We start from the raw sequence: 25,575 nt of genomic DNA, 5'->3' as shown, positions 1-25,575 counted from the left end.
GTCATGGGGCAGGAGACAGCTGGATCAGGCTGTCGCTGGACGGGCCCTCGCCACGCGGCGAGCGATTGGTGGTGATGACATAAAGGTCGTCACCGACCGGCAGCACCTGTCGGTAGCGTTCGCCGGTCTCGAACACCGGCTGGAGGGTCCGGTTCTCCTGATCGAGGACGTAGAGCCCACGCCTCTGCAGCGCGGCCACCAGCAGTTCTTCGCCCGCAAAGGCAATGCCCGACTGCGCCCAGGTCGAGTTCCCGGAATGGACGAAGGGCGTCTGCATCCCGTCCCGGGTTTCATTGCCCTGGATCTCGGGCCAGCCGTAATTGCCGCCGGCTTCGACCAGATTGATCTCGTCGAGCGCGGCCTGACCGTGCTCCGACACGAACAGCTCGCCTTTGGGGCTCCATGCCAGACCTTGCGGATTGCGGTGCCCGTAAGAATAGATCGGAGACCCTGCAAAAGGATTGTCCGACGGCACTTCACCGTCGAGTGTTACCCGCAGGACCTTGCCGGCGAGGCTGTCGAGGTTCTGGGGCAGGTCGTAATTTTCGGTCCAGCCTGTCGTCACATAGAGATGGCTGTCCGGCCCGATGGCGATACGGCCGCCATTGTAGAGGCGGTGGCCGGGGATCGCGTCGACCAGGATACCGGTCTCTCGCCAGGCACTCCCGTCGAAGCTCGCAGAAACGACGCGGTTGGCTGGCCCAGATTCCGCCTCGTAGGAATAGTAGAAGAAGGCCCGGCCGCTTTCCGAAAAGTCCGATGCAAGCGCAAGGCCGAGCAACCCCGCGCCACCTTCGGCGCGCAGCGGCGCGCTTGTCTCGACGGCGAAGCGCCGGATTTCGCCGTTGTCGACGATGACGACGTTCCCTGCCTTCTCCGTCAGGATCAGCCGGTCCCCGTCGCGCACGACATCCCAGGGATAGTCGAGCCCATCCGCAACGGTTTCGGTCGTCCAGCCGTTCTGCCCACGATCGAGAATCGGGGTGGCGCCTTGGGCAAAACTTGCGGAGGCAAGGCACACGACCGAAATCAGGACGAGTGCCGGGCTGGCAAGGAATGTCTTCATCATCTTTTGCTCCTTCTCCCGGCGATCTGGCTGGGCATCGTCGCGGTTGCAGCGAAACCCAGCCTCCCGGTCGCGTGATCAGCCTGAGGTTCAGGCATGTTCTGGTGTGTCATGACTGCGTTCCACGGCATGGCGCAGCCACACCACGCCCTCTTCCAGCGTCTCGTTGGGATCAGGCGCAGCCGCAGGCCCGCGGCTGGTTCTTGAGTGTCCTTGCCCTGGTAATCGACAATAGAAGGAGTGGCGTGCATCCCGTCGATTGCCGGAAAGACAAGGGTGCTGAATTCATCGATCAGTCCTGCAGCCAGAAAAGCGCCGTTGATCTGGCCGCCTCCCTGCAGAAGGATTTCGCGGACGCCGAACAGGCAGTGCAACGTCTTCATTGCCTTGCGCAAATTCCTGCCGTCCGGACCGGCAAAGACATAGGAGATGCCTTTGCTACGAAGATCGGCGAGATAAGTGTCCTCCACGCATTCGGAGAGAATCATCACCACATGGTCGCCATCGAGTTCGTGACCGGCGAAAACGAGCTTGCCGAAAGGATCGATCGCGATTGCCAGCTTGCGCTTGCCGCGCTTGCCTTTGAACGATTCCCGAACAACGAGGGTCGACATTGGTGCGGGAACCCGCTCACCATCGGCATAGCTGGCCATCGTGTTGCGCCCGACCATCCAGCCGTCGCCGCCCAGGCGCTCGGCCGACTGATCGTAGGCCCGATGGATCAGATCGCTCGTCTCCTTGATGGTTCCGTGAGACCAGCGTTCGGGCAGCAGTCGCCCGTCGACCGATGCAATCATATGACAGGTGATTTTGGGGTGCATTATCTGGCTCTCGATCAAAGAATGCAAATGCGACCGCCCGGCGGGCACACAAGCCAGGCGGGACAGCAAACGGCCTTTTGAGTGGTTCAGCCGCGATATTGCTCGTCAGTGACCTTCTCCATCCAGGTGACGGGGCTGCCGTCGATCGACTCCTGAATGGCCAGATGTGTCATGGCGACGTCCGGTGCCGCGCCGTGCCAATGTTTTTCGCCGGCTGGAAACCAGACGACGTCGCCGGGACGAATTTCCTCGATCGGCCCGCCCTCGCGCTTAACGCGGCCCAGACCGGCGGTCACAATGAGAGTCTGGCCGGCCGGATGGGTATGCCAGGCAGTGCGCGCACCGGGCTCGAAGGTTACCGCGGACCCAGACACACGGCCGGGCTCCTCGGCTGCAAACACCGGATCAATGCGGACGATGCCGGTGAACCAGTCCGCCGGTCCTTTGGTGGAAGGGGTAGACCCCGCGCGGGTGATTTTCATGAATCTCTCCCTTTTCTAGGCTCAGCGATCTGCCGGTAAGTATATCGATCACGGAACGAGAGATTAGGTTGATTTCATTGAAGATGGTTATGAATTGAGCTCATGAAACCTAGACTAGTGCCCGTCCATAAACGCCTGTTTTTCGGCGGTTTTGAAAGGTTGTTTGCCGGCTGACACCGTTTCTTGGGACGCGTGATGGCACAAGGCGGCGCAGGTTATGGCCCGAAGAGCGATCTGGCGGCAATAGGTCATAGGGTATCGGCCGACGCTCGCCGGGCTTGCTCTGAACGCCACTGGATCAGGAGCGTCAGGTCGGCCTGAGGCGGGCGAAGAGGGCGAGATTGTAAGCGACCACCGACGACCAGACATAAGCCTTGAAGTGGTCGAGCCCACGCCAGGTGCAGCGCCCCAAGCCATAAGCGCGTTTCAGGCAAGATATGCCGGCCTCGATGCCGGCGCGGAAGTTGCGCAGCTTGCGATAGACCCACCGGCTGCTGACCATGTCTTCGATGCTGAGGCCGCGCTTCTTGTGGAAGGCCATGTCGCGGATGCCGCGGGCTTTGGCTCCGCTCAGATTTTCGCGGCTGGCATAGCCGCCGTCGGCCGCCGCCTGACGCGGCGGCTCGCCGTAAAAGGCGATGTGGCGTTCCAGCATCGGCAGCAAGCGCTCGCTGTCGGTCGGGTTGCCGGCTTCGATGACGAGGTCGAGGATCAGTCCGCTTCTGCCGGTGGTCAGATTGAGTTTGTGGCCGTAGTCGACGTCGCGGCTGCCCTTGACGATGATGTCGGCATGCGGCTCGAACAGGCTCACCAGCTTCTCGCCGGCCGGAACCGGGTCCCCGGCCAGGACCCGCCGTTCGGTCTGGGCGATGATCCGCTCGATCAGCGGCCGGTAGTGGCGGAGTTGGGCCTGCCACAGTTCGCCGGCCGGGCCCGCCGTCAGCGGCAACTGTTCACTGGCCTGCTGCAGATAACTCAAGGTCGTGCGCGTGATCTTGAGCAGTTCGCGGTAGTGCTTGATCCGTTTGGGGCGGCCGCGGATATATTCGATCGCCCGAGCCCGCTTCTTTGCCGCGCGGCGATGGTCGTGCCATGGAATGGCGCTACCCAGTGCCTCGGCCTGCTGCAACAGCCGCACCGTCACCCGCACAGCGTCCCATAACAGGCTGCTGTCGCTCGGTTCATGGATCAGTGCGGCGGTAACGGTGCTGTCCACGCGCACGACCTTGCCACTTTCCAGCTTCTCCTGCCGGGCGCTCGCCAGCAGCACCCCGTTGATCTCTTCAAAGGTTTGCGCCCGGATCGCGCTGATCGTCTTGTGCAAAACCGACTTCTTCGGGTTCCAGCCCCACGGCAGCCGGGCAAACGCCCGGAACGAGGCGGAGTCTTCGAGGTGGAAGGCCAGTTCCTGGTAACTCAACTGGCGATGCTGCTTGAGCAGCGCGCAGCGCAGCACAGCCTCGGCTGGTAGCCCCTCGCGGCCGGTCTGTCTGAGACCATGCCGGCGCAGGTCCCGCGCCACCAGCCCGAGCAAATCGCCATGCTCATCCAGCCATTCCGACATCGCCTTCAGTTCACGACCGATCTCGTGTTCGGCGAAAAGATCAAATATGCTGGCTTGGACGGTGCGTTCTTGGCGCATTGTCGGTTCCGGCGGTTACGGGTTTGTCTTTAGAATCAGTAGCTTGATCTAAAGTATACCTGAAACCGCCGGGCTTTGCCCGCGCAGATATCGCGATTCGCCCAATAAATTCAGCAGTTTACCGTTTATGGACGGGCACTAGACTAGCACGATCAAAGCCTGGAAAAACGATAGGTCAGCTTGGGGCCGCCCGGTTGCACGTAGGCCAATTCGGCCGTGACCATTGCGAAGGGTTCGATGAAACGCGACGTGCGCAGAGGTCCTGCGTCGAGCGGTTCATAGCCGATATCCTCAATCAGACCGGCAGCAGTCGCCTTGGCTTCGTGATCGTCGCCGCAATATAGCAGTTGCGGGCGGGACTCGCGGCCCTTGCGAGCGAACACGTCAAAGAAGGCCTCGCTCGGGCTGGTGTGGAAGGCGGAGACCCAGCGCGCCTTCGGCCGCATCCTCGCCAGTTCTTCGGCCCCCGAAGTCGTGACGCCGACGACGAGGTCCCGGTTTTGCATGTCGAGCGGCACGCAGCAATTGACCACGAGCTTCCCCGCTAAGTCTCCTGCCTGTTCCAGCACATCTCCAACACCTGACCAATCCACGGCCAGAAGGACGGCATCGACCTCTGCGACAGCGTCCTCCACGCTGCCCTGCCGGGCTCCCGCCTCGCTTGCCAGTCGCGCAAGCTTGGTGGTGCTGCGCGCATAGCTGAAGGTCACATCATGTCCTACGTGTGCCCACAGCGTTCCAAGTTTTCCGCCCATGAGGCCCGATCCCACGATCGCGATTTTCATCGTCAGCTCCCTTCCGGCCGATGCAAACGGCCCAATGGACTCGTAGCCTGTTCCTTTTCGATCTGGATTGCCTACAATCTCACAATTATGATGAGAGGAATTCATGAATGCTGCGTGAGAACGTCAACGATCTCCTCGCCTTCATGGCTGTCGCCCGTGAAGGCAGCTTCACTCGGGCCGCCGCCAAGTTCGGAATTTCGCAGTCTGCCATCAGCCATGCCGTGAAGGGCCTGGAGGAGCGCATCGGCATCCGTCTTTTGACGCGTACCACGCGCAAGGTCGTCCCTACACCCGAGGGCGAGCGGCTCCTGCAAAGGATCGCGCCGCATTTCGATAGCGCAGAGGAAGAGCTCGCTTCCCTCATCGACCTGCGGGATCGTCCCGCAGGTTCGTTTCGCATCACCGCGACAGACTTTGCAGCGGACACAGTGCTGTGGCCGAAGCTGAAGAATCTGCTTAAAGAGCATCGTGACATTCAGATCGAGATCATCACGGATTATGCCCTGACTGACATCGTCGGCGAAAAGATCGATGCCGGTGTCCGCCTTGGGGAACAGATCTCCGATGGCATGATCGCGGTCCGCGTTGGCGCGGACTTCCGCATGGTGGCCATCGGCTCACCCGACTATTTCACCCGGCACGGTGTCCCTAATACCCCCCAGGATCTGACCAGCCATAAGTGCATCAACCTGCGTCTTCCCACTCATGGCGGTCTCTACGCCTGGGAGTTCGAACAGGACGGTCGCGAAATCCGTGTCCGGGTAGGCGGGCAGCTCACCTTCAACACCATCGTGCCTTGCCTTCAAGCGGCCGTTGAAGGCTTCGGCATCGCCTACGTCCCCGAGAGCCTGACCGAGGAACATGTCGCGGCAGGCCGTCTCCAGGTCGTCCTGGGCGAATGGAGTCCACCATTTCCGGGATATTTCCTCTACTATCCCCATCGTCGGCAAACATCACCCGCCTTCGCACTGATTGTGGAGGCGCTAAGACATCGGGAGTGATCTATGTAGGCCGCTCAAATTTGCTTCCCAGCAAACGGCGATTTTTCTTGCTTGATGCCCATCCCCTGAAAAGCTTCAGATTAGGGTACAACGTGGGGTCCACCCGAAGCGCTCAAGCGAACGATGGCGACGGATGATCGAGACGATCGCGGCCACCCGGAGACGCGGATTCCGGCTCTTGTGTCGGTCTTTCCGGAAGCCGGTCGCCAGCGCGCACGCAACGACCGCTTCGAGCATTACATGGCGGAGAAAAAGTGCGGCGATCCCCCGTCGCCAATTCGGATTGGGCCAGGCACGCTCATTCCGGAGGATGGTGCCGAACCTGGAGCACTCGGTCATGCAGACCCGATTGGTGCCGCAGCACGGGGATACCGCCCGTGTCCTTGCTTTCCTGATCGGACGACCGCGATACGGCGCTAGATTCTCGAACGGACCGACGCCGAAAGGTCGGCTGACGAGGCCGTCAGCCGGCTGGAGACTTGGAAGCGAATGGGCTCAAAGCGGACGCTTCGGCTCATTGTTGTCAATTGGCACGCCCAGCGAGAATTTCCTTAGCCACCGGTAGCGCCGTGAACACGCTCGGCCAGCCGGTGTAGAACGCCGTATGAGCGAGAACGCCATCGACTTCCTTCGCCGTCAGGCCGTTGTCCATCGCCTTATTGAGATGAAACGGCATCTGCGCGACCCCGCCCGAAGCAATCAATGCGACGACGGTGATCAGGCTGCGATCACGGGGGGCAAGGTCCGGCCGAAGCCACAGATTGAGAAACAGAAACTCGCGCGTGTTGTCGACGACACCTTGCGAGACCTCACCGAAATTCCCTTGCACCTGTGCCTCACGGGCATCTTCGGCCTCCTTGTTGAGCGGCAGAGGCTCGGGCTCTACCGCTGGTAGTTGGTCCTTACTGACCCCGGCTGCTTCAAAGGCTTCTGCTGCTGCGTCCACGGCAGACATGGCATTGCTCCAGCCAGTGTAGAAGGCCAGATGCGTGATTGTCTCGCTGACTTCCGCCGGCTTGACGCCCGTCTTCAGGGCGCGTCCGATATATTCTGCGAGTTCGTCATTCTGATTGCGCGTGATCAGGATGGCCACCGTCACCAGGCTCCGGTCTCGCGCCGACAGGGCGTCGTTGGACCATACGCTCCCGAAAAGTCCCTCTGTTGTATAGTTCTTGAGTGCCGGCGCGACCTGGCCGATGCGATCCGACATTACCGGTTCAACCGCCTCCTGCGCGTAAGCTGTGCCGGCAGACAGCATGGCTGCGAGAACACCTGCTGGGATCAGTTGTTTCATGTTCCATTCCCTTCGTTCGACTTTGACCCCGAAAGGATAATGGCTCGGCGGCAATGATATTAGTCGCCGAGATGCGATAGCTTTGATGAGTCTCATTCATGGAAGCGGCCAACGCCACGGGTGCACCTCGAATTGCAGTCTAACTTCCGCTTCACGTTCCTCCCGCTTGATCGGCCCTTCTCGCTTCACAACCGCCAATGACCGTGGGCCAGGATCGACCTGGCCCCCAATCCATGTTGAGGGGAGGCCCGCCTCCCCCTCCCCTCAAACTCCCCTTCCCGCCCGGGTGTTCTTGCGTTTCAGGAACTGGTATGCATCAAATTGCTTCAGCCTTGTGACTCAAAGGCGGCGTCTTAAGATCAGCAGAAACAAGGAAAACCATTAATAAATAAGGGTATGTTCGGTCTACCGCGCGCCTTACAGGCTTTTGCGTGTAGCACGTTGTTGCACCCTTTTGGTTTATCAGGTTAGTTTTCAAATGGCGGAATCACTCGTGATTCCGGCGCTCACGCATTCTGATCAAATTTCACGGAGATGACAGGCCCGACCAGAAAAGAAAAACCGCTCCCGAACAAGTCCGGAAGCGGGGGTCAAAGAGTAGATAAATAAGCCGAATCCTTTCTCGCAGACCCTCCCTTCCCTGTCAATTGCAAAAGCACCTTGTCGGTGAACGGCGAAGCTTTGCCTGGTCCCTAAATGGAGACGAGGAATGGGGAATATCCGAACGCACCAGCGGCCAGTCGGCCGCAGGATAACGCCGCAGCGTGCGCAATTCAGGCGTCTGGCAGAGTCGGCGGATATCGGAACCGTGACGCGTGCTCAATTGGCCGTGCTTGCGCAAAGCCTGACATGCACAAGGCTAATCAACGGAACCGAAAGCCACCTGTTGGTGGCGCTGATCAATACGGCCGCCGCCGAATCGTTCGACAAGTCCGGCAGGCCGATCGTTTTCAAGTCCAACCAGCAACTGGCCTTTGAGATCGGCCGGTCGATCGGTCGCGTCAGCCGGATGCTGTCGCGCCTGTTCGACGCTGGTCTGATCACGATGCAGGACAGCGGCAACTACAAGCGCTATCCGATCCGCAATGGCGACGGCGAGATCACGGACGGTTGCGGGATCGACCTTCGCATCCTGATCGTCCGATATGCCGAACTTGACGAGCTCGTGAGACAGGTTCGGGCTGAGAAGAAAGCCGCCGATGCGGCCTTGCGACGCTATCGTGGGGCGCTTCGCAATGCCCGCTATGCCCTTTCGGCAGCAGCAGAGCTTTCTGCGCAGGTATTGGATCGCATCGGATCCCGCATCGAGCGCGTAAGCGATGTTGTTGAAGCTGCCGGCAAGGGCTCGAGCGGGATGCTGCGCCGCGCAACCGCCATTTTGGAGTGGCTTGTGGAGCGGCTGATGCAGCTCCCCCGCCGATCTGCAGAAGTCTCAGAAACCAACAACATGACATGCCCGCATGTCGAAAACGGCATGCACACACAGATTACAACCCCTCATTCCTTTGACGATAGTAGTGAGGAACGGCGTTCGGCTAACGCCGAACAACTCAGTTCACCTAAGGCTGGCTCCGCCAGCAAATGGGCTTTTGAAGAAGGCCTGAGGCGAGGCCGGAGCGAAATCAACCAGCCACGGCGCTTGCCGCAGGCAATGGTGGCATTGCAAGACGTGCTTAGGGCGGTGCCAGCGCTGAAGACCTATGGGTTTGCCCCCAGCAGTTGGGCCGACCTAGCGCGGGCCGTGCCGCTGATGTGCCGGTTTGCCGGTATCTCCGAGGATGCCCGCGGCCGCGCCGTCGAGCAGATGGGCGAGCAGCAAGCCGCCGTCGCCGTCGCCGTGACACTTGAGAAATACGACCGGCAGGAAGTCAGCTCGCCGGGAGGCTATTTGCGGGCTATGACGGACCGCGCTAGAGCGGGCGAATTGCATCTCGCCCGCTCTGTCTTCGGGCTCGCCGCCCGAAATTCCATGGAGTTCAGACATTGAGACCTAACGCTTTGCCGGCGCTTTTCGCCGCCCTCGTCATCGTTCACGGTTCGGCAGAGGCCGCGGATTATTCCGGCCGTGCCCGCGTGATCGATGGCGACACCATCGGCATAAGGAATCAGCGAATCAGGATAGCGGCGATCGATGCTTGCGAGCGCGACCAGACCGGATTGAAAAACGGGAAGTTATGGCGCTGTGGCGTCGCAGCTCGCAGCTATCTTGGGAAAATGATCGACGGCCAGCACGTTCGCTGCGACATCATCGATCAGGATCAGTATCGCCGCCTGGTGGGCCAGTGCTTCATTGGAGACGTCGATATCGGGTTTGCGATGGTGAAGGCAGGACTGGCGGAGGCAATGCTACGGTACCTACCTGCGACACACGCGATTAGCGAGGTCGAGTACGGCCAGGCCGAGAACCGCGCCCGAGATAGCGGCTTTGGCATGTGGTCCGCGGAGATCGAAAGCCCGCACGAATACCGCCGTTCGAAATCTTCCCGGATTCCGTGACCGCGAGATAGCCAATACGGAGCAGTGGCGCCGACGGCGCGCGAAGCATTTTGCTTCAGTGTAGCCGTCGGAATCGCCGGAAAACGTTGATCAGCTCGCGTAATTGCAGCATATTGGCGCAAATTGTGCGGTTGGTACGTCGCTGACAAACGGGGAAACGTTGCCAAAACGGTTCAAGCCACACTCCTCCAAGGCGGTTGCTTTTGACGCTCGTTCGCACGTCGGCGCCGGTTTACGCAAAGCGGACGCCACAAAAATTTCCCCGCCTTCGGCTTCCTCGCGAAGCAAATTTTTGCGTCCTCTCGCCTCCTCCGCTCACGCTCCGGCCTACGGTGCGCACCGCTTTCCGCCGTGCCTTGGAACGATCATCGCAACCACCAAAGAGGAGTGAAAGACATGAACATCACCAACTACATCCAGTTCGACGGCGACAACCTCGACACCGCAAAGGGCGCCGGCCTCATCTCCACCATCGACCGCGACATGGACATCAAGGTTGTGCCGTTCGCGTCCGACAATGAAAAGGCTCCGACGCACCGCGTTTACGCCAAGTCACCGCGCGGCCATGACATCGAGGTCGGCGGCATCTGGAAGAAAGAGAACCAGGACGGCAAGCCGTACTACACCCTCTCGATCCGCAAGCTTCGCTACAATGCCAATCTCGGCCGGTTCCCCGGCCAGGACGATGCCTCCCTGCAGGCGATCATCGAATGGGAACCCCGCGATTGATCCGCTCACAGCGCCCGGCGAGTAGCCGGGCGCTCACCTTCGAAAGGTCGGAAAAACCGGCAAATTGCTGGATTTTCAGCATTTTTCCTGCTAGGGTGGCCCGTGACTGGAGATTTGCCGATGAACGTTCATTCCCGCCGTCCGGATCGTTCCCCGGAAGCTATCGAGAAGCGGCGCAAGGCCGCCGAGCAGGCGCGCGCTGCCAATATTCGGCAGGGCTATGTTCACGATTCTGCCCTCGAGGAGGCGACCGCGCGGTATGTCGCCGGCGACATCACCCGCGAGGAATACCGGCAGCTCATGATCGAGCCGCCTGTCAGATAATCTCCCGATCAACCTTCAAGAGCAGAAGGCCGCCTGCTTAGAGCTGGCGGCTTTTTGTTGAGCTTCGCCATGGCTGATGAGCGCCCCAAGGGTTCCTACACCTACCCAACACGTCGGACGATCCGGACCGGACGAACATTCTGAAAAACAGATGGGGCATTGAAACCCATTCGGAGCTGCGCGTGAAAGAGTATCGCGCGACCGCCGTGCGGTTAGGGGAAATTGCTGAAGGCGATGGCCCCGAAAGGCAATTTCGACAAAGCTCACCTGAAGGCGATTCACGGTTACATTTTTCAGGATGTGTACGAATGGGCCGGTCATACGCGCAACGAAAGTCCCGTCGTTGAGGGTCAGCGAGTAGAGCCGATCGGCGGCCTCTCTAAAGGCGGCACGTCCTTCCTGCCCGGCTAGCGCCTAGAAATCGGTCTGGACGAGGCGCTGAAGCCGATCCGAGACCCGCAGGCCCTTCGCATTGCAACGCCCGAAGGTTCGCTGAGCGGGCCGGAAGCGTCCTCTCAGAGCTGAACTATGTGCATCCGTTCAGAGAGGGCAACGGGCGTGCTCAAGAGGCTTTTATTTCCGAGCTGGGCCGCCATTACGGCCAAGAGATCGATTTTTCCGTAATCACAAGGCCGCGCATGATCGAGGCGTCAATCGAGACCACGAACGACCCGTCCAGTCCCGCGATGAAGCATGCGATTGAGGACGCGATGAACCCCGGGCGCCGGGAGGCTCTCCGATCCGCATTCGAAGACTTGCGGGAGGTCGGCGAAGAGCCCCTGCAACACCATGTCCGCACCGCCCGCGCCGGCGAGGAGATCACAGGAACGGTTCTCGGCCACGACAATCGCGTTGCCAGCCTTGTGACCGACCAAGGGATTGTCGTCGCCGATCGCACGGATTTGCCGGAGAGGTTGCCGGACGACGAGGAAATTACCTTCACTGCCCGGTCGGACTTTTCCCGAGTGAGGCGCGAGCAGTCGGCCCAGGTGGGCGCAATCGCAGCCGGCGCCAGCGCGGCAGCCACAGCAGGACCATAACCCGGAGTTGAAGGCGATCGAGGCGCAAATGGCGGCACAGCGCAGTCGGGAGCGTGATGACGACGATCGCGAGCGGTAACCTGCCCACCGGCTCTTTAAGCTGCAAGAGCTATCCGTGAGCAGGAGGCGCCGATGTTCTGCGCCCTCTCCTTCCGTTGGGTGATTTGACGCACAAGCTACGATAGCCCCTCCCCCACGCAACCGCTGGCGCGGTCCTCCACTCTGTTGCGGCCCTTCGGGTGCATGGGCTCGCTTCTGCTATCTCCGTTTTTTGCCGTCAACCAACGGAAGGAGACGGCAATGCAGAGCATCAAGGACACCTACCAGCGCATCACCGATACCATCATCGAGCAGCTTGAAGCCGGCACAAAGCCGTGGATCCGGCCCTGGCGCGGAAACAGCCGCGGCTCCCTCGTTCCGCGCCGCGCAACAGGCGAAGCCTATCGCGGGATCAACGTCCTGATGCTGTGGCTCGCAAGCGAGCTCGCCGGCTACGAGGAAAATACCTGGATGACCTACCGCCAAGCTCAGGATCTCGGCGGCCAGGTTCGAAAGGGCGAGAAAGGATCCCTCGTAGTCAAGTACGGTACATTCACCCCCAAGGAGCGCGAAGATGACGACGAGCGCGCAATCCCCTATCTCAAGGGTTACACGGTCTTCAACGTCGATCAGATCGAGAACCTTCCAGACCGGTTCTATCGGCCGGCGGAGGAGCTGCCGGCGACGCCAGTTCCGCATCTTGAGACTGTCGAAACCTTCGTCCGCAACACCGGCGCAGCGATCACCTACGGCGGAACGACCGCCTGCTATCGTCCCGCCCCTGACGACATCCTCATGCCCGATCGGGCACGCTTCGTCGACGAGGTTCACCTCTACTCGACCCTGCTTCACGAAATGTCGCACTGGTCAGGCGCAAAGCATCGCCTCGACCGTGACTTAAGCGGCCGTTTCGGCAGTGAAAGCTACGCCATCGAGGAGCTGGTTGCTGAGCTCTCCGCTTCGTTTCTCTGCGCCGACCTCGGAGTGGCCCACGATCCTCGCGATAATACCGCCACCTATCTGGAAAGCTGGCTCAAAGCGTTGAAGAACGACAAGCGGGCGATCATCACCGCGGCCGCCAAAGCCCAGGCAGCGGCCGACTACCTGCACGAGTTGCAGGCGCGAGGGGAGGGCAAGGCTCCTTAGCGGCCTTGTTCCTTCGCCTTCGCGCCTGATCGAGCGAGTGCCTGCGCGACGTTGCATCCCGCCAGACTGCCTCGGGAGAGAGCCTATTCCTGGGGAAGGGCAATGCAGTACCGGCCGCTTGTGGCCGTTCGACTCATTGGTGAGTCGCCACACCTGCAACCGATTCGTTCGCAGAATCGAATTCGACGGCGGTTATCGGTACGTTTTATCTACTGGCGTTGTCAGCTGACAATTCAGGTAAGTCTCTGATATTCTGCGTCGAATCTGGTTAGCCACAACCGTTAATTTCAGTTAACCAAAAACTCCTTGACGCCAACACGCGATTCAAGATCATTTGCGGAAACTTCAATGAATTTCTGGATTTTGCGTGAATGGCTACAAAAGCTGCGATTGTTGAAAACCAACAGAAGCGCGTCCGTGTTTCAATCGACGAAACCATAGCGCACGACTCGGCCTCGCTCAGTGGCCAGCTGCAGATCTTATTCGAGAAGCTTTTTTCGCCCAACGCAAAGAAAATGCTTCGGCGTTTCAGTAGCACGGAGGCCGCTAAGCTTCTCGGTGTCACTGACAGCTACGTCCGGCATATCGCCTCGCAGGAAGAGGCGGTAACATCCGAAAAGACGTCCGCGGGCCGACGGACCTTCTCGCTTGAAGAAGTGAACACAATCCGGCAGCTTCTCGGACGAACGAAACCGGCCTACTTGCCTGGCCGGCGCGAAGGCGATCACCTTCAGGTGGTCGCGGTGACCAACTTCAAGGGCGGCTCTGGCAAGACAACGACCGCAACGCATTTGGCCCAGTATCTTGCGTTGCGCGGCTATCGCGTCTTGGCGGTCGACCTCGATCCTCAAGCCTCCATGTCAGCCATGCTCGGCTTCCAACCTGAGTTCGATGTGAACGACAATGAGACGCTCTATGGTGCTATCCGCTATGACGCAGAACGACGCCCTGTGGGGGAGGTGGTCCGGCAAACCTATTTCGCCGGGCTAGATCTGATACCGGGGAACCTGGAGCTTCACGAGTTTGAACATGACACGCCGCGGGCTCTCGCATCCAGGGACTCCGCCGATACTGACATGTTCTTCATGCGCGTCGGCAATGCGCTCACGGATCTACAGGACCGCTATGATGTCGTAGTCATCGACTGCCCGCCGACACTTGGCTTCCTCACGCTTTCGGCACTTTGTGCGGCAACTTCGGTGCTGATCACCGTTCACCCGCAAATGCTCGATGTCGCATCGATGAACCAGTTCCTATCGATGACCTCGGATCTGCTCGGGGTGGTGAAGGAGGCCGGAGGTAATCTCGACTACGACTGGATGAGGTACCTGGTGACCAGGTACGAACCCAACGACGGGCCTCAGGCACAAATCGTTGCGTTTCTCAGAAGCCTTTTTGGCGAACGCGTTCTGACTTCGATGATGGTCAAGTCGACCGCTGTCTCTGACGCTGGCCTATCCAAGCAGACGATCTACGAGGCGGGCCGCGAAACGATGCACCGACAAACATACGACAGGGCCGTTGAAGCTATGGACAGCGTGAACTCCGAAGTCGAGGCGCTCATCCGAACTGCATGGGGTAGGGCATGAAAGGCAGAGACATCCTCAAGAGCATGGTGAACTCGGCCGAGCACACCAAGACGGAAGCTCCGCAAGCGCCGGTGGCACACAAGCCAGCCGGCGCTGTCCGTGCCATGAACCTGTCGCTCGGGCGTTTGAATGAAGAGGCGGCGGCCGCCAAGGAATTGCGCGAGGCGATCGCTGCGGGGGATAAGGTCGTCGAACTCGATCCCGCTCTCGTAGAGGTCTCATTCATTCGGGATCGCATACCGCTTGAAGCCGATCCGCAATTTGACGAGCTAAAGGCGTCGATCGCAGACAGCGGCCAGCAGGTTCCCATCCTCGTCAGGCCTCACCCCACTAGGACGAGCAACTATCAGGCGGCATACGGCCACAGACGTCTGCGTGCTGCAGCCGACCTCGGCCGGCCCGTCAAGGCGATTGTCCGTAACCTGACTGATGAGCAAGTCATTCTCGCACAGGGCCAGGAGAACGGCCCTCGTGTTGACCTCAGTTTCATTGAACGGGCTCTCTTTGCACGCCGTTTGGAGGAACACGGGTTCGACCGCGATACGATTGCCAAGGCATTGTCTGTCGACAAGCCGGAGATCTCCCGGCTGTTGCAAGTTGCTGAAGGTGTCCCATCTGAAATTATCCTGGCTGTAGGCCCGGCCCCGAAAGTCGGGCGGCCGCGCTGGCTGGCTTTCGCCGAGAGGCTGAAGGACGGCGCGTCCGCCAAACGACTCGAGAAGGAAATTGAGGCGCCTGATTTTTTGGCGGACGAGACCAACAAGCGATTCGATCGTCTATGGAAAACTATGACGGCAACCGAAAAAAGATCGAAGGATGTTGAAGCGGTGCGAACCAAAAAGGGCTTGCCACTCGCATCAATCGAACGCAATGCCCGCGGTTCGAAGATCACGGTGACATCGGCAGAGTTCGCAGAATTCCTTTCCTCACACATGCATGAGTTAGTTGCGAGGTTTGAGCAGGAAAAACACGGAAAATCAGCGGGCTAATCAAATTGTCAGCTGACAATCGGAGCAAATAGGAGACAACCGCAAAAGAAAAAGGCCCCCCAAACGTCGCCGTCGTGGAAGCCTCTCTCATATCTAAGCAATCTGAGAATCGCATTTCCCCGAATCCCAGTCAAGAGTCTTTGGCACCGATTTTGGTGAGCGGATTTCTTTTGCCTAGTTAAAGGCGGAAGTGAAATGCAGGTTGGAAATGTGACGACGCCCTTCGGGCGGCGGTCGGTTACGCTTGCCCAAATTAAAGGGCAGATGCGGACGGCAGAAATCAAGGCCGGCAAGAAAGCCGACAAATGGAAGGTATTTCGCGACGCCTGCGAGGCGAGGGTGGTGCTTGGCGTCCAGGACCGCGCCTTGGCGGTGCTGGACGCGCTGCTGACGTTCTATCCGGACAACGAGCTCTCGGAGGACCGCGGCCTGGTCGTATTCCCGTCGAACGACCAGCTCTCGGTCCGCGCACACGGCATCGCCGGCACGACGCTGCGCCGGCATCTTGCCGCGCTCGTCGACGCTGGCCTGATCCAGCGCAAGGACAGCGCCAACGGTAAGCGCTACGCCCGGAAGGACAAAACTGGCGGAATCGAAGAGGCGTTCGGCTTCAGCCTCGCGCCGTTGCTTGCGCGAGCTGAGGAGCTCGCGCAAGCCGCGCAGCAGGTGGCGGCCGAGCGCAAGCGGTTCCGCATCACTAAGGAAGCGCTATCGATCTGCCGGCGCGACGTCCGCAAGTTAATCAGCGCTGCGATGGAGGAGGGGGCTGCCGGCGACTGGGGACGCATCGAGGAGATGTTCCTCGGCCTGACCGGGCGCATCCCCCGCACGCCGACGGTTGCCGATCTACAGCAAATCCTCGAGGAAATGGAGATGCTGCGCGAGGAAATCATCAACCGGCTGGAAGTTCAGCCAGATTCCGAGAATATGGACAGCAATGCTGTTCAAAATGAACGTCACATACAGAATTCAAATACCGAATCCAGCAATGAACTTGAACCTAGCTCTGGAAAGGAGCAGGGGGCGAAATTGAGCGAAGCCATCCGGCCGACAAAAGAGCCGATAAAGGCATTTCCGCTCGGTATGGTGCTGCAGGCATGCCCAGGTATCCGCGACTATGGGCCGAGCGGTAATGTCGAAAGCTGGCGAGACCTGATGTCGGCTGCGGTGGTTGTCCGATCGATGCTCGGCGTCAGCCCCAGCGCCTATCAGGACGCCTGCGAGACCCTTGGGCCGCAGAACGCCGCGGCGGTTATCGCTTGTATCCTCGAAAGGGCAGGGCACATAGAGAACGCCGGCGGCTACTTGCGCAATCTGACACGCAAGGCTGCCTGCGGCGAGTTCTCGCTTGGGCCAATGTTGATGGCGTTGTTGCGGGCGAACGGCGCCCCGGGCCGTAAGGCTTCGTAGGTTCCCCTAGGTTCTTTGCGCCAGTGCAGATGGTTTCCAGGAGTTCAATCGTCATTGACTGAGCCAAACGCGGAATATCGGAGAAGCTCTCTCGGTACAGAAGTCTCGTCATGATGGTTTCCGCGAACTGCGGGTTCATCTGGCGAGCAACTTTCAGCGCCGCCTCGCATTTATCCTGGAAGGCCTTTAAGGCCTCATCGAGGTATTCCACGCCGTGAGTTTTCATGACGCAAGCGATGTCGAACATGTCGCGGGGCTGCATCGCGGCGCCGCGGTAGTAAACCTTCTTTGCGATGATCTCGCCGGGGGTCTCGAGCAGAACGTGTCGTCCGCGCACCTCCGCTCTCACCGTCGGATTGCCGGTCAGGCTAGGGGCACAGATAAAGTCGATCTCGCCAACATTCTCGAAAACAATCTTCAATGTCCGCGATCCATCGGACTCATAGCCGTCAGGGTTGATGTCGAGAGCGTATCCCTGTGTCTTCGGATTCAGATATGGCAGAAGTTGCGGATCATCTAGGAAAATGTCGACGTCGAAACTCTCACGGTGATCGATCTGGAGCATCAGGGCTGTACCGCCCCCAAAAGTCCAACTGTCGATCATAGTAAGTTCGGAGTTTGTTTGTTCGATGATCCGGCAAGCCTGTTCAAATAGGTCGCTCCATCTGCTGACCGGGTGTTCGACCAACTACGCCGCCCGCGCCAAGGGGAGGGGGTATCCAGCAAGTACGGAGAACTTCCGTGCCAGATCGGAGGCAGCCGTCGGATCAACGTGCATTTCGTCCAGGAACGAGATCTGAAGACTCTCGTCGACCTCGGAAAAGAAGGCAAATGCTGAAGGATCGAAAGAGACTGCGCTGGCAGGATCGGAAATCTTCGCCGCCAGCTGCTCAGCCGAAAGGGTCGTCCCATAAGGGGCGTTGACAGTGGACAGAACCTTTACTGCAACAATCGACATCTTCCTGAACCATAGAACACCTGGAATTCTACATATACCGCGCCGATGTTTGCGAAACAAGGATCGCCGGTGAGGAGGTCGACTCCGGCGAACTTGAGTTCTGTCGGGGCCGCACGCGACGGCGCAGGCCAGGCCGAGCTGGAGAGCTTGAAAGCACAACTGGAGGCGGCACGACAGCCAGCCGGCGAGGCGATCGGCGTCTTCTACGATCCCCGCCAGAACGCCGCGCACGCCGCCGACCTGCAACGCTCGCATCGCCTCAAGGAAGAGATGGCGTCGCCGACGCAGCGTGCTGAAGCCTGGGGCAGGGCAGCATCGGGTGCTGACGAGCACCACACATCAGAGGCGGATGTAGAGCCGGCAGAATTTGAGAAGCGAGCCGATGCACTCTTCGGTGCTTAGTTACGTTTAGACGATCAGCCGGGCCGCTCGTCCATTCTTTCGTTCCGCGTTGTTGTAATAGCTGGCCGCCTGGGTCACCGACTTGTGCAGCGACTGCTGCATCGCCTCTGGAAGAGGGATGCCGCGGTTCGCAGCCTCGGTCAGATAGCCGGCTCTCAATCCATGGGCCGAAAACAGCGCCGGATCGAGGCCGGCCTGTTCACAGCGTGCTTTCAGGATCAGATTGACAGACTGCGGCGTCAGCGCCCGTCGGTCGACGTTGCCCCACTGATCGATGCGCCGGAACACCGGGCCGTCCTTGATCTGCGCGTCGGACAGCCATCGCTTCAACACGGTCACCGGCCGGCCGATCAACAGCACATGTTCGTCATCGTCGGCGGTCGTCGTCTTGGTGCGGCCGAGACGGATCGACAGGCAAGGCAGGGGAGGGGAGTCCTTGTCGGAGGGATCAGCGCGGACCGGCTCCTCGTCGGCGAGATCTTCGACACTCAGAGCCGCGACTTCCGAGCGGCGCCGGCCGCCGGAGGCAAAGGCCACCAAGAGCAGGGCTCGGTCGCGCACATCCACCAGCCGATCGCCGGCACAAGTCTGAAGGAGTTGCACCAGAATGTCGCCGGTCACTGCCTTTTTGCTCTTGCGCTGGCGCGGCCGGTTACTCGCCCTGACCGCCAGCCTGAGCGCGCTCTTCAGCGACGGCGCCCCGAACGCGCCAGAGAGCCCGCGCCAGCGCGTCAGGATCGACCAGGAGGTCAGCCGCCGTTGGACCGTGCCCGGCGCGTGCGGTCCGGGCGACCGGAGCAGGCGTTCGGCGCGCAGTCCCGCCTCGACATCGGCCGGCATACCGTGGGCCGCGTCCTCGGCGCGCTTGGCCGGATCCCAGAGGTGATGGGCGACGAACTTCAGGAGCAGTGCTTCCGGCGCCGGCCAGGGGAGGGGGTCACCGGTGGCGAGGCGGCACCAGGCCTCGAGGTAACCGAGGTCGGAGGCCAGCGCGCGCAGCGTATTCTCGCCTATGCCCTCCTGCGCCAGATGCTTGAGTGTGGCGACGTCGTCGTCAGTCAGCAGCGCGGCGAGCTGGTCGCGGCGGTCGAAGGGCAGGATGGCGTCGAGCGCGTCGAGTTCCTCGGCGCGGCGCAGGATCGCATCCTCGCCGATTGTCACAGGACAGTTTCCCTTTGCCACAAGACGCCTTTCCGTTTGGCACCTTCCTAGCGGTCTTCACGCGTATGCCAAAGCCGCAGCACGTAGATCGTCGACTGCCGGATCTCATACCGTATTTCGTAATGGCCAACGAGAATTCGCCGAACCTCTCGAGGGTCGAATTCCTCCAGCCGTTCGCCGATGCGCGGTTGTTCGAGCAGGCGTGCTGGAGCGCTCGTCAACGATTGCACAGTACGAGCCGCAGCTTGCCGATTTACCGGTGCCAGGAAATCATAGAGGCGCCCGAGATCGGCGACTGCCTTACTCGTCCACTCAAGTTTCATCACAGCGGCAAGGATAGCGGCTTGTCACTATCAAGACTGTCGGCCCAGGCCTGGACGGCCTGGTGATCGATAACGCGGCTAGCGTCGACGTCGGCAAGCGCTTCCAGCGTCAAGCGTCGGCGCTCCTCTTCCTGATCGACCCAGGCGGTCAGCGCCTGCTTGACGATCCACCCGCGCGAGCGCTCAAGCCGGGCCGCGATCTGATCGACTTTCTCGGCGAGCGGCAGTGGTACGTGCGCCGTCAGCACCTTCGTTTCCATGTTTGACTCCTGCCGATTCATTCTCAATCACAATGATTATTATTGATTATTATTGAAGCGAAATCAAGGGTGGCGCGGCCCAAACAGATCATGTCCCAGGGAGTGGTGTAGGTGGCGGCTGGGTCGCCGCGTTCTCCGGCATGGGCCGGGATGATCAGCGCGCCACGGCTGGCAGGCTGATGAGCGGATCATCGCTCATCTGGCTGCTGGTTTCCAGCGTCATGTATCTGGCGCGCTGCACAGCCCATTCGTCGTTCTGCTCGATCAGGATCGCGCCGACGAGGCGGACGATGGCGTCATCATTGGGGAAGATGCCGACGACCTCGGTCCTGCGTTTGATTTCGCCGTTGAGGCGCTCGATCGGGCCGGCCTCAGTGCTCATTGCCGAACGGCCCCAGGACCGGCCCTTTCTCTGCCCGCGCTGCAGCCGCCAGCTTTCGATCGAGGGTCGCCAACGGAAGTGATCGGGCGATCGCGAGCTCGAGATAGGCGGCATCGTACGCACTGAGCCCTTGCACTGTCGCAAGCTCGATCACCGATCCGTCCTGACCGGCGCCGGCGTCTTCAAGTGGAAGGCGCCGCAATCTGGTCATTGCCGTCAATGCCTGACCCGCCGCGATGCGCTGGCGCCTCTCGGCGGTTACAAGGATGCTCCTGGCTTCGTGCCAGAAGAGCCCGGGACCGGGCACTGGCCGGATATGCTTGCGATCAGTTGTTCGGCGATCTCGCTGTGCTCTTCCGGAAGCAGCCAGGCTGCTGCGGTCGAGGCATCGAGAACGAAGATGCTCAAAATCGTTGTCCTTCCCGCTTCCAGTCAAGGATCTCGTCGTTGGTAACGGGTTTGGCGCGCAAGCGAGCCGCCCTAACTTCTGCCATCAGGACTCCGAGCTCATTGTCCTTGCGGACCCGGCTAAGCTTGGCGATGGGGTCGTTTCCCCGCGATATGATGACCTCTTCACCCGCTTCAACGCGGGCCAGGAGTTCGGAGAGATGCGCCTTTGCCTCGGCGACTTTGACAGTGACGCTCATGGGAAACTCCGTTGAACAAAGTCTCTCGCCGCGCGGATGCGGACGATCGGGAATTTGACGTTCTGCGCTAGAATAGAGCGCACTCACCGGTTGGTCAACCTGTAGACCATCTCACTATCGATACTGGGTCCCTATCGATAGTGAGATGCCTGGGAAACGAGGCGTCCGAATGACGGAAAAATGACGCAATATGACTTCCGTTTGAGCGATTAAGGAGGTTAATTCATATGGTTAATTGGCGCTTAAGATAGCGAAAATGGGAGTTGCTGGTAACCGGGACGGGTTTTTGGCTGTGGTCGTTATTGATGTCGATTGTGACATCAGCCCTTCGGTTGGGGCTTGCGCGCCGCGCTCATTGGCTACATTTACGACGGAAGAATTCTCCGGAGCCGTAACCCGAAATGTCTAATCGTTATAGGAACATCAGCTTCGCTGCGGCTGGCAGTTTCGAGGAAATCATGGGGAAGGGGGATCAGGTCACCGTCCGTGGTCAATTAACCCGCGAGATCCTCAACCAAGTCACGGTGCTCGACCGGCCATTGGAACGCTTTTTATTCCTTCCTGGCCGCTTGAACGACTGCTTTGCGCAAATAGCCGAGTCAATCTGGGTTCTGGCCGGTCGAAACGACATCGATTGGCTCACCCACTACCTTCCGCGCGCGCCTGACTTTTCCGATGATCGAAAAGTATGGCGAGCGGGCTACGGCCCGAGGCTGCGTCGGTGGCACGACAGGGTGGATCAGGTAGAAGAAGTTCGGAAGTTACTCATCAATGACCAAACCACTCGTCGAGCGGTCATGGGCTTGTTCGATCCGGGACTCGACTACGTCGATAGCAAGGACATTCCGTGCAACAACTGGATCAGCTGGCTTGTCCGCGACGGCCGCCTCAACATGAGCATCGCCATTCGCAGCAACGATGCTATGTGGGGCTTTTCCGGCGCAAATGCCTTTGAGTGGAGCGTACTCCATGAACTGATGGCGAGATGGACTGGTACCGAGGTCGGGTCTGCAACCTTCTTTGCCGCTTCATTCCACCTTTACGAACGCCACTTCAAGACTGCGCCGGCCATCGTCTCAAGATTTCATGGTATCTCGCCGTACGATTTCGGGATCCCGCGGCTGCCGCTCTCAGTTAGTTGGTCTGATCTTGCCGATCGATTGGCGCAATGGTTCGAGTTGGAACATAGGGTCAGAACTCAACCCAGAGAGCCGATTGCAGAACTACAACTCTTCGATGACAGCTTTCTACGTGGAGCCTTGGAGGTGTTTCGATTGAAGTGGCTCGAACCACAGTTGACCGATACCGAGTTGATCGTGGAGATGGCCAAACTGGATGAAAGCGATATGGTGGCTTCTGCTTATGAGCACTTCGGCCGACGTCGGCCCGCACTGCTTCGTGAGATGAAGCACACTAGGATTTTGTCTTTCTTTTCGGCTTGCGAGCCAGAAAAGTGAGCAAGCGGCTGCAAGCCTCCCACCATCTCCTCGGAATGGCATTTTCCAATGGTGGCAATCGAGTTATTAAGCGAAAACATTTCTGAAGTTATTCGGTCAGTCGGTCTCAGGGGAAGACTGAATGGATGGCGCGACACGGCTTCTAATTTTTGCGCGATTGTAGTTCTGGGAGGGTTGGAAGCGGGGCCGTGATACTCTCCGCTGCGTGCGGCCGCAGTGGCACCATGGACAGGATTGACTCCCTAAAGGCGAACCCGATTAATCCGATCACGATAGTTGTTAAGACCGTGAGAATCACCGTGTTTTTCGTCTGTGAATTCCTTAGTTCATGAAGCCGCTGGTCAAGCCTCTTGTCCTCGTCTTCTAGCTTCTTGACGCCGTCTTTTAGCCGTTGATCAAGTGCATGCAGCGTATCATTCCCGCCTGTTAGGCTGCTGATGAAGCTTGGAGGTATGGAAGTCGAGCCGGGTTGTGTCTTCCGCTTTTCGGAGGCGTGATCGAGTTCGGCGTACCAAATCAGGAACAAGGGTAGGCCACGCTGCAGATGAACGGGCGAAGGTCCAGCATTGAACACGGCGAAGACCAACGGGCCGGTCCAACCTGGATCGACGTGAAATCCTGACACATTGATCAAGCCCCGCATCTTGAATGTCGCTTTCATGGAAATGAAAGCCATTGCTGTCGGTGGGACCTTCACGGTCTCTTCAGTGAGCAGGAACGCGAACTGCCGATTCCGATGAAGCCGCCCCTTTGTTCCGAGATGATTGCGCCCCCGGTTTCCGGGATGATCTCGCCCCCTGTTTAGTGGGGTCTGCAGGCGATGATTGTTGTCAGTTCATTCAGGCGAGGTGTCAAGCTTTGCGCGGTAGATTTCGGCGCAGACTATCGCCGCTCAATTCGATGCGGTGGGCATTGTGGACCAACCTGTCGAGTATGGCATCGGCGTAGGTTGGGTCGCCAATGACGCCGTGCCATGCGGACACGGGAAGTTGGCTGGTAATGATCGTTGATTTGCGTCCATAGCGATCTTCGAGGATTTCCAGCAGGTCGTGGCGGGCCTGTTCGTTGAGCGGCTCGAGCCCCCAATCATCCAGTATCAGGAGCTGAACATGGCCCAAGGTTCGTTGCAGGCGGGCGTAGCGGCCATCACCACGCGCGAGCGCAAGCTGGGCAAACAGCCTTGGGACACGCTGATAGAGAACTGAGCGATCGTCTCGGCAAGCCTTGTGGCCGAGAGCGCAAGCCAACCAACTCTTTCCGACACCCGAGGGTCCGCAAATGGCCAGATTGTCATGGGCGTTGATCCAGTCGCCACCGAGCAGCTTCATGAAGAGAGCACGGTCGAGGCCGCGGTCGGCGCGATAGTCGACATCTTCTGGGGTGGCCTGGTGGCGAAGCTTGGCAAACCTGAGGCGTGCCGCAAGCTTCCGATCGTAACGGGAGCTCCACTCCCGTTCGAGCAGCAGTCCGAGCCATTCGGCGTGCGAGAGATGTTCGGCTTCGCCGTTGGCAACAAGTTCGCCAAAGGCCTTTGCCATGCCGGCCAGGCCCATGGCATTCAATTTATCCAGTGTTGGATGGGCAAGCATCTTTCGTTCTCCTTAGTGGTAATAGCGAGGTCCGCGGATGTTGGCGTGATGGATCGGTTCATGCGGCGCCGCTCCATTTGAGGCAGCCGTCCGGTCAAGGTGATTGTCGAGGATGGATCGCACCGAGCCATAGGTTCGTGCGCCAATCTCCAACGCACGGCCGCAAGCGGCATTGACCCTGTCGCGGCCGAAGCTCTTGTTGAGGCGGATGATGCCGAGGCAAGCTCGAAAGCCCTGCTCGGGATGAGGCCTGTCGGCAAGAATGCGCTCGCACAACAGCGCAACATCCGGCCCCATCGCAGAGGCTTCGCGTTGAATCCGTTCAATCGTCCAGTCGGCAAAGCGGCGATGCGCAGAGGGCATATGATCGGGGATCGTCGTGTGCTTGCCGTTGCCGCTGGAGCGCCGGTGAGCGGCAATTCGCTCGCCCTTGTGGAAGATCTCGATCGTATTGGCGGTGATACGAGCCTCGACCTGCTCGCGGGCAAAGCGATAGGGAACGGAATAATAGTGCCGCTCGATCTCGACGTGATAATCCAGCCCGGCGCGCCGGATACGCCATTCGGCAAAGACATAACGTTCGACAGGCAGCGGTCGCAAAGCCGGACGATCAAGCTCCTCGAACAATTGGCGGCGCGTGGCGCCGACACGGCGCAGAACGCGCTTATCATTGAGATCATGGAGCAATTGGCCAATCGCCGCATTGACCTCGGCCAAACTATAGAAGATGCGATGGCGCAGCCGGCCCAATAGCCAGCGTTCGACGATACGAACCGCAGCTTCCACTTTCGCCTTGTCCCGCGGGCGTCGCGGCCGCGTCGGCAAGACGGCGCTGCCATAATGGGCCGCCATCCCGCAATACGTCCGGTTGACCTGGGGATCGAAGTGGCAGGCCTTGATGATCGCTACCTTGGCATTGTCGGGAACCAGCAAGGCTGGCGCACCGCCAAAGTACTCCAGGGCCAGGATATGGCATTCAATCCAGTCGGGAAGCGTCTCGCTCCAACGTGCCTGCGCATATGAAAGGCTGGATGCTCCCAGAACCGCCACGAACAGGTGCGCCTGCCGTGTCTTGCTGGACAGCCGATCAACGACAACCGTGACCGTGTCGCCGGCGTAGTCGACGAACAGCTTGTCGCCGGCCGCGTGATCCTGCCGCATCGTCACAGGCAACTTCATCGCCCAGCCGCGGTAGAGGTCACAGAAGCGACTGTAGCGATAGCCCTCCGGATAACGGCTGATGTATTCGTCCCAAAGGATCTGCAGCGTCATATGCTTGCGCTTCAGCTCGCGGTGGACCTGCGCCCAGTCCGGCTCAGGGCTCCGACGATGACCCGTCTTCGTCCCGGCTGCCTTGTAAAGCGCCGCTTCCAGGACTGCATCGCTGACGTCGTCACCCAACGGCCACGATAGCTCCGCAATGGCCGCACGCCGAAGCGTCTCGCGCACCGTCGATGGCGCAGCTCCAACCCGAACCGCGATCGACTTGTGGCCAAGTCCTTGTTCGAAGCGATATCTCAATATCTCGCGGACACGCCGCATC

The 25,575-nt window shown here is 59.7% G+C and carries 25 protein-coding genes and 4 pseudogenes; 12 read left to right on the top strand and 17 right to left on the bottom strand.

Annotation, left to right across the window (positions count from 1 at the left end; genetic code table 11):
• Position 1: 1 nt before the first annotated feature.
• The 5 genes from M1D34_RS31660 to M1D34_RS31640 form a co-directional block, all read right to left on the bottom strand.
• On the bottom strand, positions 2-1,066 hold the full coding sequence (locus tag M1D34_RS31660) for a PQQ-dependent sugar dehydrogenase (RefSeq protein WP_498786639.1): 1,065 nt from the start codon (positions 1,064-1,066) through the stop codon (positions 2-4).
• Positions 1,066-1,905, bottom strand: coding sequence for a dihydrofolate reductase family protein (locus M1D34_RS31655; RefSeq protein WP_498786582.1), 840 nt, complete (start codon positions 1,903-1,905; stop codon positions 1,066-1,068). The genes M1D34_RS31660 and M1D34_RS31655 overlap by 1 nt, the downstream gene beginning before the upstream one ends.
• Before the next feature lie 68 nt (positions 1,906-1,973).
• Positions 1,974-2,369 (bottom strand): (R)-mandelonitrile lyase, encoded by a 396-nt coding sequence (locus tag M1D34_RS31650; protein WP_498786580.1) that lies wholly within the window; start codon positions 2,367-2,369, stop codon positions 1,974-1,976.
• A gap of 307 nt (positions 2,370-2,676) precedes the next feature.
• Positions 2,677-4,011: an ISNCY family transposase gene (locus tag M1D34_RS31645; RefSeq protein WP_088218251.1), complete on the bottom strand. Its 1,335-nt coding sequence runs from the start codon at positions 4,009-4,011 to the stop codon at positions 2,677-2,679.
• A gap of 152 nt (positions 4,012-4,163) precedes the next feature.
• The gene (locus tag M1D34_RS31640; protein WP_498786577.1) at positions 4,164-4,796 is read right to left on the bottom strand and encodes an NADPH-dependent F420 reductase; all 633 of its coding nucleotides are present in this window, start codon (positions 4,794-4,796) and stop codon (positions 4,164-4,166) included.
• Positions 4,797-4,903: 107 nt separating this feature from the next.
• On the opposite strand from M1D34_RS31640, the gene M1D34_RS31635 reads away from it, so the two are divergent.
• On the top strand, positions 4,904-5,797 hold the full coding sequence (locus M1D34_RS31635; protein WP_498786575.1) for a LysR family transcriptional regulator: 894 nt from the start codon (positions 4,904-4,906) through the stop codon (positions 5,795-5,797).
• A 523-nt stretch (positions 5,798-6,320) separates the two neighbouring features.
• Here the strand turns inward: M1D34_RS31635 and M1D34_RS31630 are convergent.
• Positions 6,321-7,091, bottom strand: a complete 771-nt coding sequence (locus M1D34_RS31630) for a carboxymuconolactone decarboxylase family protein (RefSeq protein ID WP_498786573.1) — start codon at positions 7,089-7,091, stop codon at positions 6,321-6,323.
• A 709-nt stretch (positions 7,092-7,800) separates the two neighbouring features.
• On the opposite strand from M1D34_RS31630, the gene repC (M1D34_RS31625) reads away from it, so the two are divergent.
• From repC (M1D34_RS31625) to repC (M1D34_RS31585), 9 genes and pseudogenes are all read left to right on the top strand, one after another.
• The gene (gene repC / locus M1D34_RS31625; RefSeq protein ID WP_498786571.1) at positions 7,801-9,078 is read left to right on the top strand and encodes a plasmid replication protein RepC; all 1,278 of its coding nucleotides are present in this window, start codon (positions 7,801-7,803) and stop codon (positions 9,076-9,078) included.
• 11 nt (positions 9,079-9,089) lie between these two features.
• Positions 9,090-9,587, top strand: a complete 498-nt coding sequence (locus M1D34_RS31620) for a thermonuclease family protein (protein ID WP_498786569.1) — start codon at positions 9,090-9,092, stop codon at positions 9,585-9,587.
• A 396-nt stretch (positions 9,588-9,983) separates the two neighbouring features.
• Positions 9,984-10,316 (top strand): DUF736 family protein, encoded by a 333-nt coding sequence (locus M1D34_RS31615; protein ID WP_127514751.1) that lies wholly within the window; start codon positions 9,984-9,986, stop codon positions 10,314-10,316.
• A 120-nt stretch (positions 10,317-10,436) separates the two neighbouring features.
• On the top strand, positions 10,437-10,640 hold the full coding sequence (locus M1D34_RS31610) for an antitoxin VbhA family protein (protein WP_498786567.1): 204 nt from the start codon (positions 10,437-10,439) through the stop codon (positions 10,638-10,640).
• 69 nt (positions 10,641-10,709) lie between these two features.
• A pseudogene (locus M1D34_RS31605) lies at positions 10,710-11,759 on the top strand (Fic/DOC family protein).
• A 221-nt stretch (positions 11,760-11,980) separates the two neighbouring features.
• Positions 11,981-12,865 carry an ArdC family protein gene (locus tag M1D34_RS31600; protein ID WP_498786565.1) on the top strand — a complete coding sequence of 295 codons (885 nt, stop codon included), beginning with the start codon at positions 11,981-11,983 and terminating at the stop codon, positions 12,863-12,865.
• Positions 12,866-13,236: 371 nt separating this feature from the next.
• Positions 13,237-14,454: a plasmid partitioning protein RepA gene (gene repA / locus M1D34_RS31595; RefSeq protein ID WP_088204109.1), complete on the top strand. Its 1,218-nt coding sequence runs from the start codon at positions 13,237-13,239 to the stop codon at positions 14,452-14,454.
• A complete protein-coding gene (gene repB, locus M1D34_RS31590) occupies positions 14,451-15,443 on the top strand; it encodes a plasmid partitioning protein RepB (RefSeq protein ID WP_208180158.1) in 993 nt (330 codons plus the stop codon). Before repA ends, repB begins: the two co-directional genes overlap by 4 nt.
• Before the next feature lie 195 nt (positions 15,444-15,638).
• On the top strand, positions 15,639-16,853 hold the full coding sequence (gene repC / locus M1D34_RS31585) for a plasmid replication protein RepC (protein ID WP_498786562.1): 1,215 nt from the start codon (positions 15,639-15,641) through the stop codon (positions 16,851-16,853).
• A 13-nt stretch (positions 16,854-16,866) separates the two neighbouring features.
• On the opposite strand, the pseudogene M1D34_RS31580 reads toward repC (M1D34_RS31585), so the two are convergent.
• A pseudogene (locus M1D34_RS31580) lies at positions 16,867-17,457 on the bottom strand (nucleotidyl transferase AbiEii/AbiGii toxin family protein); the annotation flags it as partial.
• A gap of 84 nt (positions 17,458-17,541) precedes the next feature.
• A complete protein-coding gene (locus tag M1D34_RS31575; RefSeq protein ID WP_498786560.1) occupies positions 17,542-17,811 on the bottom strand; it encodes a hypothetical protein in 270 nt (89 codons plus the stop codon).
• Positions 17,812-17,880: 69 nt separating this feature from the next.
• On the opposite strand from M1D34_RS31575, the gene M1D34_RS31570 reads away from it, so the two are divergent.
• Positions 17,881-18,213 (top strand): hypothetical protein, encoded by a 333-nt coding sequence (locus M1D34_RS31570; RefSeq protein ID WP_498786558.1) that lies wholly within the window; start codon positions 17,881-17,883, stop codon positions 18,211-18,213.
• A 6-nt stretch (positions 18,214-18,219) separates the two neighbouring features.
• On the opposite strand, the gene M1D34_RS31565 is transcribed toward M1D34_RS31570, so the two are convergent.
• The 6 genes and pseudogenes from M1D34_RS31565 to M1D34_RS31540 all read right to left on the bottom strand — a co-directional run bounded on the left by M1D34_RS31565 (position 18,220) and on the right by M1D34_RS31540 (position 20,986).
• The gene (locus M1D34_RS31565) at positions 18,220-19,374 is read right to left on the bottom strand and encodes a site-specific integrase (RefSeq protein WP_498786556.1); all 1,155 of its coding nucleotides are present in this window, start codon (positions 19,372-19,374) and stop codon (positions 18,220-18,222) included.
• Positions 19,375-19,421: 47 nt separating this feature from the next.
• Positions 19,422-19,697 (bottom strand): type II toxin-antitoxin system RelE/ParE family toxin, encoded by a 276-nt coding sequence (locus tag M1D34_RS31560; RefSeq protein ID WP_024325581.1) that lies wholly within the window; start codon positions 19,695-19,697, stop codon positions 19,422-19,424.
• Positions 19,697-19,957 carry a CopG family ribbon-helix-helix protein gene (locus tag M1D34_RS31555; protein ID WP_128203975.1) on the bottom strand — a complete coding sequence of 87 codons (261 nt, stop codon included), beginning with the start codon at positions 19,955-19,957 and terminating at the stop codon, positions 19,697-19,699. The genes M1D34_RS31560 and M1D34_RS31555 overlap by 1 nt, the downstream gene beginning before the upstream one ends.
• A 154-nt stretch (positions 19,958-20,111) precedes the next feature.
• Positions 20,112-20,321 (bottom strand): annotated as a pseudogene (locus tag M1D34_RS31550) (transposase); the annotation flags it as partial.
• Positions 20,322-20,328: 7 nt separating this feature from the next.
• Positions 20,329-20,747 (bottom strand): annotated as a pseudogene (locus tag M1D34_RS31545) (type II toxin-antitoxin system VapC family toxin).
• On the bottom strand, positions 20,744-20,986 hold the full coding sequence (locus M1D34_RS31540) for a type II toxin-antitoxin system Phd/YefM family antitoxin (RefSeq protein ID WP_498786553.1): 243 nt from the start codon (positions 20,984-20,986) through the stop codon (positions 20,744-20,746). The pseudogene M1D34_RS31545 and the gene M1D34_RS31540 overlap by 4 nt, the downstream one beginning before the upstream one ends.
• A 401-nt stretch (positions 20,987-21,387) precedes the next feature.
• Between M1D34_RS31540 and M1D34_RS31535 the strand changes: the two genes are divergently transcribed.
• Entirely contained in the window at positions 21,388-22,443 is a 1,056-nt protein-coding gene (locus tag M1D34_RS31535) for a thymidylate synthase (protein ID WP_498786551.1), read from the top strand.
• Between the two features lie 142 nt (positions 22,444-22,585).
• Here the strand turns inward: M1D34_RS31535 and M1D34_RS31530 are convergent, their stop codons facing one another.
• The 3 genes from M1D34_RS31530 to istA are packed head-to-tail and all read right to left on the bottom strand — an operon-like array spanning position 22,586 to position 25,574.
• Positions 22,586-23,260: a dCTP deaminase domain-containing protein gene (locus tag M1D34_RS31530; protein ID WP_498786637.1), complete on the bottom strand. Its 675-nt coding sequence runs from the start codon at positions 23,258-23,260 to the stop codon at positions 22,586-22,588.
• Between the two features lie 34 nt (positions 23,261-23,294).
• Positions 23,295-24,032, bottom strand: a complete 738-nt coding sequence (gene istB, locus M1D34_RS31525) for an IS21-like element helper ATPase IstB (RefSeq protein WP_012477343.1) — start codon at positions 24,030-24,032, stop codon at positions 23,295-23,297.
• Positions 24,033-24,044: 12 nt separating this feature from the next.
• Positions 24,045-25,574 carry an IS21 family transposase gene (gene istA, locus M1D34_RS31520; RefSeq protein ID WP_498786635.1) on the bottom strand — a complete coding sequence of 510 codons (1,530 nt, stop codon included), beginning with the start codon at positions 25,572-25,574 and terminating at the stop codon, positions 24,045-24,047.
• Between the last annotated feature and the right edge of the window lies 1 nt (position 25,575).

This window comes from Ensifer sp. D2-11 (genome assembly GCF_054161295.1).
The sequence above is the reverse complement of the archived record's forward strand: the minus strand, read 5'-3'. Positions and strand labels throughout refer to the sequence as shown.

Coding starts and splice junctions, on each gene's coding strand:
- M1D34_RS31660 (WP_498786639.1), bottom strand. CDS start 1,066: ATGAAGACATTCCTTGCCAGCCCGGCACTCGTCCTGATTTCGGTCGTG.
- M1D34_RS31650 (WP_498786580.1), bottom strand. CDS start 2,369: ATGAAAATCACCCGCGCGGGGTCTACCCCTTCCACCAAAGGACCGGCG.
- M1D34_RS31645 (WP_088218251.1), bottom strand. CDS start 4,011: ATGCGCCAAGAACGCACCGTCCAAGCCAGCATATTTGATCTTTTCGCC.
- M1D34_RS31640 (WP_498786577.1), bottom strand. CDS start 4,796: ATGAAAATCGCGATCGTGGGATCGGGCCTCATGGGCGGAAAACTTGGA.
- M1D34_RS31635 (WP_498786575.1), top strand. CDS start 4,904: ATGCTGCGTGAGAACGTCAACGATCTCCTCGCCTTCATGGCTGTCGCC.
- M1D34_RS31630 (WP_498786573.1), bottom strand. CDS start 7,091: ATGAAACAACTGATCCCAGCAGGTGTTCTCGCAGCCATGCTGTCTGCC.
- repC (WP_498786571.1), top strand. CDS start 7,801: ATGGGGAATATCCGAACGCACCAGCGGCCAGTCGGCCGCAGGATAACG.
- M1D34_RS31615 (WP_127514751.1), top strand. CDS start 9,984: ATGAACATCACCAACTACATCCAGTTCGACGGCGACAACCTCGACACC.
- M1D34_RS31610 (WP_498786567.1), top strand. CDS start 10,437: ATGAACGTTCATTCCCGCCGTCCGGATCGTTCCCCGGAAGCTATCGAG.
- M1D34_RS31600 (WP_498786565.1), top strand. CDS start 11,981: ATGCAGAGCATCAAGGACACCTACCAGCGCATCACCGATACCATCATC.
- repA (WP_088204109.1), top strand. CDS start 13,237: ATGGCTACAAAAGCTGCGATTGTTGAAAACCAACAGAAGCGCGTCCGT.
- repB (WP_208180158.1), top strand. CDS start 14,451: ATGAAAGGCAGAGACATCCTCAAGAGCATGGTGAACTCGGCCGAGCAC.
- repC (WP_498786562.1), top strand. CDS start 15,639: ATGCAGGTTGGAAATGTGACGACGCCCTTCGGGCGGCGGTCGGTTACG.
- M1D34_RS31575 (WP_498786560.1), bottom strand. CDS start 17,811: ATGTCGATTGTTGCAGTAAAGGTTCTGTCCACTGTCAACGCCCCTTAT.
- M1D34_RS31560 (WP_024325581.1), bottom strand. CDS start 19,697: ATGAAACTTGAGTGGACGAGTAAGGCAGTCGCCGATCTCGGGCGCCTC.
- M1D34_RS31555 (WP_128203975.1), bottom strand. CDS start 19,957: ATGGAAACGAAGGTGCTGACGGCGCACGTACCACTGCCGCTCGCCGAG.
- M1D34_RS31540 (WP_498786553.1), bottom strand. CDS start 20,986: ATGAGCGTCACTGTCAAAGTCGCCGAGGCAAAGGCGCATCTCTCCGAA.
- M1D34_RS31535 (WP_498786551.1), top strand. CDS start 21,388: ATGTCTAATCGTTATAGGAACATCAGCTTCGCTGCGGCTGGCAGTTTC.
- istB (WP_012477343.1), bottom strand. CDS start 24,032: ATGCTTGCCCATCCAACACTGGATAAATTGAATGCCATGGGCCTGGCC.
- istA (WP_498786635.1), bottom strand. CDS start 25,574: ATGCGGCGTGTCCGCGAGATATTGAGATATCGCTTCGAACAAGGACTT.